This window comes from Microcystis sp. LE18-22.4A, from assembly GCF_027531105.1.
GTDB classification, from domain to species: Bacteria; Cyanobacteriota; Cyanobacteriia; order Cyanobacteriales; family Microcystaceae; genus Microcystis; species Microcystis aeruginosa.
Genome location: NZ_JAPZRB010000414.1, coordinates 1 through 4,799, shown reverse-complemented (window position 1 = coordinate 4,799; position 4,799 = coordinate 1). Strand labels below are relative to the sequence as shown.

Genomic DNA, 4,799 nt, shown 5'->3' with positions numbered 1-4,799 from the left:
GAAGTTTGAACATATCCTACTCTTTCTTGTCTTTCATACCAAGCTTGTGTTCTGAGATGGAGAGCTTTATTGTAAACTAATCTTACACAGCCCAAAGTGCGCCGCAATAGCGACTCTTGTTCGGGTGTGGGGTAAAATCGAAACGAATAGGCTTTTTCCATACCTCACATTTTAGCATATATTTCGTAAATGTGCTAATATTTAACAGTAAAGCCGTCGTAAAACGGCGGGGTTTCAGACCCAAATTTTCGATGAAAAATCCAATTTTAGCGGCGCTGAGTCAAAAATCTCTCTCAGTTGGTATTGTGGCATCAACCGTTTTCTTCGGCACTACTAGCCACGCCTTGGCCAGCGTTCTGATTGCCGGAGCTCCCAACAGTGCGAGTTGGCTCAACGACGTTCAAGCAAAAATTGCTGGAACTGGCCTGATTTCTGGGAGCGTAGATATACTGAATGTCAGTTCTTCTACCCCAACTCTCGCGCAATTACAGGCTTACGATGCCGTACTGTTCTTTTCTGATGGGGTCGATTTTGCTGATCCAACCACTTTCGGTAATGTATTAGCAGATTACGTCGATGCGGGTGGTGGAGTAGTCCAAGCGACTTTTTCGTTCTGGAGCACTTTCATAGACATTGGTGGTCGGTGGAGGGCGCAAAACTACGATGTTTGGCAACCAGGAGGACAAAGCTCCCCCGGAAATCTAACATTAGGAACAATTTACGATCCATCGAACCCGATCCTCGCAGGCGTTACCAGCTTCAATGGCGGGTCATTGAGTTACTACAATACAGTGGGCTCTCTCAACCCCGGTGCGGTAGCAGTGGCTGACTGGAGTAATGGTGCACCGCTAATCGCCGTCAATACCTCCACATTTGCGGGCAAAATAGCTGGGTTGAATTTTTATCCCCCATCAAGCGATGCTCGATCAGATTTCTGGGTCAGTAGTACCGATGGCGCACTGTTAATGGCCAATTCCCTGAACTTCGTCACCAAACAAGTTTCTGTTCCCGAACCCAATTCTCTTCTTGGACTGTTTGCTATCGGCACTCTTGGCGCAGCTTCAACCCTCAAACGCAAACTAAAATCATCCAAATCAGCCGAGAAGTAAACCACAAAAGTCGGCTAAATTGGCCACAAAATATCACAAACACCCCTTCATTCAGTCAGTGGAGGGGGTTTTGTTTTTTTGGTTTTTCGATGGGTAGCATCTCAGTCGTGAATTATGCTAGGATTCGCCCTAGAATGATCAAAAATCAAGACTACACAAGCAACAGTAATCCAAGGCACGGCCAGGGAAATTAGGGAAGCACTGGCGCTTATACCTTGGAGAATTCAGACCCTACATTTCATCGGGGTTAATTCCAAGCGCTCTGAGCCTTTCAGCCAACCGGATGGCTTTTTGTTCCGCCTCTTGTTTAGCCAGCCGTTCTTGAGCAGCGATCGCCTCTGCGTTCATCGCTCTTTCCTCAGCCGTTAGATAGCGATTTCCTGACTGGTCATACCAGTATAACCATTCCCGATACCAAGCAATATGTTCTCCTTTTTCATAACCCAGCGCCAAGCCAATTTCAGGCAACCAAACTCGATTATTCTCACTTTCTAGAAGTTCATATTTGCCTGAGATTAATTTATATACCTCTAATCTTTGTCGGTTTTTAAATCTTCCCCTTCTGCCACTCAAAGGATTGTATATTGCATAATACAGAATCCCCAGGGTTTGGTAATTTAAGAATTTTTCCTCATACTCACTATTATACTTCTCGGAAATTACCTCTAAAAACAAAATCGGCAAGATATACTTTTCTCCCCACAAAATATAGCTTAACCGACCTCTTTCTCCCGTATCATGGTTGACTCCAACCGCTAAGAAACCATCGGGGACAAAAGCTGATTCGTCTGGATTATAATAAACAGCCATATCTACCCCAAAATACCAATCATCTCGACCAGACCAAATTAAGGCTAATAAACTTAGCAGCAGATTGGGAAGATCATTCTGTAACTGATTATCCACTGGAGTTTCGTCGGAAGAGGGCAATTCTTCGGCGCTGGGAAGAGGGCGATTTTTGTTATAGGTGAGGTTAACCATAGCTCCCGCAAGCGTGGTGTTTGATTACTGCTAATTCTAACGGAAAATTACGGTTTTAGATTTCGTTGTTTTTGTGCGATCAAGTCTAAGCGATGATTGTTTTTCCTGGTTGCAAGGCTCTGCCTAATTGTCAACACATTATTCTTAAGATATTATCCAACAAGGTTTTTAGATTTATTCAGCCAGCCCCATTTTAATGATCGCTGCCGTTTTCTTGTACCGATCCTAACTGTTGACGCACATCATCGATCGCTAGATTTAACTGGGCAATTTTATCTTCCAAACTGCGGCGGGCCATTTCCATGCCTTCCTCTGGAGTCAAGCGCCCATTGCGGCTCTCCTCCAAAAAAGCTTGATTATCACCATCTGCTAAACCGCGACGGCTGCGATTAGCCAACACTGTCCCCAAAACACCGCCCACTAAACCACCGACAATCGCACCGGCTAAAAAACCGCCCGTAAACCCATCTCGCTGACTCATAATCCCTTTTTCTCCTAATAGGTTCCAAAAGCTCGATCGCCGGCATCGCCCAATCCCGGCACGATGTAACCGCCGCTATTTAATCCTTCATCGATAATAGCCGTATAGATGTTCAAGCTGGGATAATTTTGACTCAATTTCTGTAAAGCCGGCGGGGCAGCCACCACGGAAATCAGGCGAATCAGGGTAGGATCAACGCCTCTGCCGGTAATTTCTGCCATTGCCATTGAAATTGATCCCCCCGTGGCTAACATCGGTTCGAGAATTAAGACTCTCGTGGCCGGATCAAAACTGGCCGGTAATTTATTTAAATAACAACTCACCTCCAGGGTTTCCTCATTTCTGGCCAAACCGAGGTGATAGGTACTAGCTAGGGGTAAAAGGCTTTGGGCCCCTTCCAACAGGGCTAATCCTGCCCTTAAAATCGGAACTACGGCGATCGGTACGCTAGGATCGATAAAAGTAGCGGCACATTCCGCTAGAGGGGTTTTAACGCTAGTTTCCAGCGTCGGCAACCATTGCCGCGCCGCTTCGTAGGTTAACCAGCGCCCTAGTTCCGTCATCGCTGTTTTAAACAGTACCGAGGGGGTATTTTGATCGCGGGCGATCGCCAACCAATGCTTAACCAGAGGATGTTCGGGAACGTAGACGCGCAGTTGTAAAACCATGAAAACACTAGAACTCGATCGAGGGCTAAACTTTATCTTAAGCGAAAAAGCCTTCAGGAGTCAGTGATCAGTGATCAGTAATCAGTAATCAGCTTTTTTCTCCCTATCTCCCCATCCCCCAACCCCACACCCCACTTCCCACACCCCTAAAACCCAACCCCCACCACTAGGTTAAAATAAAAGCAAGCCAGAAGCTTGCGAGCGGCTTCTGACTTGGGGAGTTTTAACGACGACGGGTTCTTTGTCGTCTCCGGGCTACTGCTTTACGCTTTCTCTTTTCTTGAGGGGTTTCAAAAAATTGATGCTTTTTGATATCCGCATAAATTCCCGCTTTCGCTACCTGTCGCTTAAAACGACGCAGGGCTGATTCGATCGCCTCGTTCTGACCAACTACCACTTGGGTCATTAACCTAATTCACCTCCTGTAATCGCTCTCTGCCTAAAAAATGCCAACTTCTCATTATAGCACAATCTAGGGTAAAAAGCGATCCAAGGCGGCCTTTAATTCTTCAATTTCTGTCTCGATACTACCTTCCTGGGCAGCCCGGGCAATACATTCGCTCAGATGTTCGTCGAGGATCATTCTGGCGACGCGATCAATCGCCCCGCGAATAGCGGCAATTTGCATCAAAACTTCGGGACAGGGACGATTTTCCGATACCATCGTCTTGATGCCGCGAATATGTCCTTCGATGCGCGAGAGACGGTTAATAATTTGCTTCAGGGAAGCTTCGCTATGGACGTGGGGAGTCCCTTTTGACTCGTGGTCATGTCCCGTCTCGTCGTGGTTGTGAAGGGGGTCGAAAGGGGTAATTTGATTAGTCAAGGGCTTACCGTCAATTCAGTTCTACTCTCTAGTGTGCCACAGTTGCGAACCCCAGTCCCTAGTATGGTTTTGTCTGGTTTAAATTCCCGTTCAGGGGTCTTCGGTTTGCCAATCGGGGCAATTTTCCTCTTGATTCCAACCGGAGGGATGAAATCCACAAATTAGACGCTCTTGCATAATTAATTTTTCAGGGTTCAAAAACGGCAAAAACAAGGATTAAATGGCATAAAATCTGTAAATACACCATTTAATCGACTATTATTCATTCTTAATTCTCCTGACTACTGACTACTGATACTAAATCCTGTTTAGAAAGTATAGGGGAGCAGGGAGCAGGGAGTGGGGAGTGGGTTTTTAAAAGTCCCATTAGGAGTGAGAGATTGAAGCTGGTGATGGGATTTGAACCCGCGACCGGCTGATTACAAATCAGCTGCTCTACCACTGAGCTACACCAGCATTTTTGACCAACTAATCATAACACAAATAGGGCTTGCTGAAAAATTTTTTCCCGGGGCTCACAGGTGTAGGTATTTTACAAACCTGTGAAGACAAGACAAGGAGGACAAGGAGGGAAATCCGAATCTAATTCTTTTTGGGCTCTTCGTTACCCTTTATGCTAAATCAACAGACAAGATGCCAAGATAACATACTTCTAACCCAAAAATTCCGAAAGTTTCTAAAGCCATAGCCTCTCCGTTTTATTAGTTTAAGTTTATTGTTGATTCCCTCGACCA

At 45.8% G+C, this 4,799-nt stretch carries 8 protein-coding genes and 1 tRNA gene; 1 reads left to right on the top strand and 8 read right to left on the bottom strand.

Annotated elements, in window-relative coordinates; all coding sequences use genetic code 11:
• Positions 1 to 161, bottom strand: a 161-nt coding sequence (locus O9295_RS18270) for a helix-turn-helix domain-containing protein (protein WP_288034343.1), incomplete at its 3' end; no start/stop codon positions are given.
• A gap of 90 nt (positions 162 to 251) precedes the next feature.
• Between O9295_RS18270 and O9295_RS18265 the strand changes: the two genes are divergently transcribed.
• On the top strand, positions 252 to 1,109 hold the full coding sequence (locus tag O9295_RS18265; protein ID WP_288034340.1) for a PEP-CTERM sorting domain-containing protein: 858 nt from the start codon (positions 252 to 254) through the stop codon (positions 1,107 to 1,109).
• 231 nt (positions 1,110 to 1,340) lie between these two features.
• Here O9295_RS18265 and O9295_RS18260 read toward each other — a convergent pair whose 3' ends face one another.
• The 7 genes from O9295_RS18260 to O9295_RS18230 all read right to left on the bottom strand — a co-directional run.
• Positions 1,341 to 2,090: a Uma2 family endonuclease gene (locus O9295_RS18260; RefSeq protein WP_147073925.1), complete on the bottom strand. Its 750-nt coding sequence runs from the start codon at positions 2,088 to 2,090 to the stop codon at positions 1,341 to 1,343.
• A gap of 193 nt (positions 2,091 to 2,283) precedes the next feature.
• The gene (locus tag O9295_RS18255) at positions 2,284 to 2,571 is read right to left on the bottom strand and encodes a ssl2009 family thylakoid membrane protein (protein ID WP_190718274.1); all 288 of its coding nucleotides are present in this window, start codon (positions 2,569 to 2,571) and stop codon (positions 2,284 to 2,286) included.
• 14 nt (positions 2,572 to 2,585) lie between these two features.
• Entirely contained in the window at positions 2,586 to 3,239 is a 654-nt protein-coding gene (gene upp / locus O9295_RS18250; protein ID WP_002798883.1) for a uracil phosphoribosyltransferase, read from the bottom strand.
• 223 nt (positions 3,240 to 3,462) lie between these two features.
• A complete protein-coding gene (gene rpsU / locus O9295_RS18245) occupies positions 3,463 to 3,645 on the bottom strand; it encodes a 30S ribosomal protein S21 (RefSeq protein ID WP_002738938.1) in 183 nt (60 codons plus the stop codon).
• Positions 3,646 to 3,711: 66 nt separating this feature from the next.
• Positions 3,712 to 4,065, bottom strand: a complete 354-nt coding sequence (locus tag O9295_RS18240) for a metal-sensing transcriptional repressor (RefSeq protein ID WP_002781887.1) — start codon at positions 4,063 to 4,065, stop codon at positions 3,712 to 3,714.
• 384 nt (positions 4,066 to 4,449) lie between these two features.
• Positions 4,450 to 4,521: transfer RNA gene (locus O9295_RS18235), tRNA-Thr, on the bottom strand.
• A gap of 165 nt (positions 4,522 to 4,686) precedes the next feature.
• Positions 4,687 to 4,799: transposase (locus tag O9295_RS18230; RefSeq protein ID WP_071784045.1), on the bottom strand; the 113-nt coding region annotated here is incomplete at its 5' end.